Source organism: Pengzhenrongella sp. (assembly GCF_036565025.1).
In the GTDB taxonomy this organism is placed as follows: Bacteria; Actinomycetota; Actinomycetes; order Actinomycetales; family Cellulomonadaceae; genus Pengzhenrongella.
Genome location: NZ_DATCNW010000035.1, coordinates 1 through 2800 on the forward strand (window position 1 = coordinate 1; position 2800 = coordinate 2800).

3 protein-coding genes are annotated in these 2800 nt (G+C 67.0%); 1 reads left to right on the plus strand and 2 read right to left on the minus strand.

Annotation, left to right across the window (positions count from 1 at the left end):
* On the plus strand, positions 1-1128 hold a 1128-nt coding region (locus VIM26_RS01840), incomplete at its 5' end, for an acyl-CoA dehydrogenase family protein (RefSeq protein ID WP_331948613.1).
* A gap of 138 nt (positions 1129-1266) precedes the next feature.
* Here the strand turns inward: VIM26_RS01840 and VIM26_RS01845 are convergent.
* On the minus strand, positions 1267-2610 hold the full coding sequence (locus tag VIM26_RS01845; RefSeq protein WP_331948614.1) for an MBL fold metallo-hydrolase: 1344 nt from the start codon (positions 2608-2610) through the stop codon (positions 1267-1269).
* A gap of 7 nt (positions 2611-2617) precedes the next feature.
* Positions 2618-2800: hypothetical protein (locus VIM26_RS01850; RefSeq protein WP_331948615.1), on the minus strand; the 183-nt coding region annotated here is incomplete at its 5' end.

Consider the following 2800-nt stretch of genomic DNA (forward strand, 5'->3'; position numbering starts at 1 on the left):
GAGCTCTGGGCCACCCACCTACCACCGGAGTTGGGGGGCCAGGGCTACGGACAGGTCAAGCTCGGGCTGATGCACGAGATCGAGGGCGCCTCGATGTGGGGTCCAATCATCTTCGGCAACCAGGCGCCCGATTCAGGCAACGCTGAAGTGCTCGCTCACTTCGGGACTGACGAGCAGAAACGGCGCTGGCTCCATCCCCTGCTCGAAGGCAAGATGCGCTCGGCCTTCTCGATGACCGAGCCCGACACCGCGGGCTCAGACCCGACCCTCCTCTCCACCACCGCCGTGCTCAAGGGCGACGAGTGGGTGATCAACGGTCATAAGTGGTTTACGTCGAACGGCATGATCGCCGACTTCCTCATCGCGATGGTCGTGACCAACCCCGATGCGGGCCCGCACGACCGCGCATCGATGATCATCGTCCCGGGTGACACGCCTGGGCTCAAGAAGGTGCGAAACATTCCGACCATGGGCGGAGACGAGCGCTTCGGCTACGGTCACGCCGAGGTCCTGTACGAGGATGTGCGGGTGCCCCAGGAGAATCTCATCGGCAAACGGGGCCAGGGCTTCCTGATCGCGCAGGCCCGGCTCGGACCCGGCCGCATCCACCACTGCATGCGCTGGCTCGGCCAGGCGCGCCGCGCCTTCGACATGATGTGCGAGCGGGCGCTGCAGCGCGAAGCTTTCGGCAAGAAGCTGGCCAGCCACGAAACGGTCCAGAACTGGATTGCCGACTCGGCCGCCGAGATGTCAGCGGCACGCCTGATGACGCTGCACGCCGCCTGGGTTATCGACACGCAGGGGGCGGCCGCCGCGCGGAAGGAGATCTCCCTGATCAAGTTCTTCGGCGCCAAAGTCCTGCACGACGTGATCGACCGCGCCGTCCAGATCCACGGCTCGCTCGGCTATTCGTCCGACCTGCCGCTCGAGGAGATGTACCGGCACGCTCGCGCCGCGCGCATGTACGACGGTCCAGACGAGGTCCACCGCGTGTCGGTGGCCCGGCAGATCCTGTCCGGCTACGAGGCGCCGAAGGGGATCTGGCCGCGAGAGCATGTGCCGACACGCCGTGAGGCCGCGCAGCGAAAGTTCGCGGCGTTGCTTGAAGCGGCGACGACTGATGCATAGGTAACTGGAGCCGGCGCGCGCGCCGGCGACACGACCATATGCGCCCTTTCGGCTGTGGCTATCGCGCGCTATACGACGATATGTGCCCGAATGGTCGGGTTGTGTTGACGCGATCGGCCACCTTCCCCTGAAGGGAGGTTAGGGCACCGTCTCCGCGAGGTGCAGGCGGTCCCAGTCCGAGTAGGGACCGTTGACGTGGATGATCCGCTTCAAACCCGCCTGTTCGAGGAGGCTGGCGGCGATGCCTGCGCGATACCCGGACGCGCAATGCACGGCAACCGGCGCTTCAGGCGGAATTTCGCCCGCTCGATACGGCACGTCGGGCACATACATGTGCACCGCGCCAGGGACGTGGCCACCGGACCACTCGTGCTCGTCCCGAGTGTCGACGACGGTCATCGGCTCGGCGCTGAGGATCCAGGCCGCCATGTCCTCGACGTCGACGGTCTCGAACGTGGACAGCTCCCGTCCGCTCACCTGCCAAGCGTCCATTCCCCCGTCGAGCACGCCGGCGACTGAATCGAACCCGATCCGGTAGAGCTGGCGCTGGGACTCGCGGTGCTGGGCATCGGTCCCACCGGCCAGCACGATGGTCCGGCCTCGGGGAATCAGCCAGCCGACCCACGCACTGAAAGGGCCGTCGAGGCCGACGCTGTAGCTGCCCGGAATGTGTCCCTTGTCGTAGTCACGCCCCACCCGGACGTCCACCACCGCGGCGCCCTCGGCGATGAGCGCAGCCACAGCCGCCGCGCTCAGCTTCGTCGGTGCTGGGAGATCGAGGCCCAGCAGTTTGGCACCCGCCAGGTTGATCGCCGCCATGTCGCGGTAGTACGCCGGGTACCGCTGCTGGTTGAGAGCGCGCGCCAGGAACTGCATCACCTCCGTGGTCTGGAAGAACGGGTTCGTGGCGCGCTCGTGACCCAAAGTTGTCTCGTGCCCGCTGTGTCCTCCGGTGCCGCAGAACGATCCGCTCCCGTGAGTCGGAAACACCGCGATGTCGTCGGGCAGGCCGCGCAGCCTCACCTGCAACGTCCGCAGCGCTTCCAGCGCCAGCTGCACTGCGAGGTGCGGGCCGAACAGGTCGGTACGAGCGATGGCGCCGATCATAACGGCGCCGCCCGAGAACAGCGCTCGGGGCCGGCCGCGCTCGATGAGGAGGTAGCTCAGATGGTCAGGCGTGTGGCCGGGCGTGTGGAGGGCCTGGAGCGTGATCTCCCCCACTTTCAGGTCGTGGCCGGGCGCCAGGTCGGCGATGTCGGTCCCCGCCGCGGCCTCGAGCTCGCGCCGGCCGGACACGAAGTCGTTGTGCAGGTGGGTGTCTAGAGCGTTGGTGACCTTGACGCCGAGTCGATCGGCGATTCTCAGATAAGGGCTGACGTCGCGGAGGGGATCGATGACCAGGGCCACCCCGCGCTCGCGGTCGGCGACCAGGAAGCTCGCGTTTCCGAGCTCCGGAGCTGGGACTGCTTCGACGGTGAACACCGACGCGTCACCCCACCGAGATCGGCGCGGTCGTCAGGAGCACGTAGATCGTGAGCAGAGTCACCAGGACCGCGCCCCCGTAAAAGATCACCTGCGCCACCGTGCTCTTGGCCGCCGGAACGCCGAGGTCGACTAGCAGGTAGCGCAACCGATGCGCGAAGTGGAAGAACGGCAGCGAGATCAAGACCAG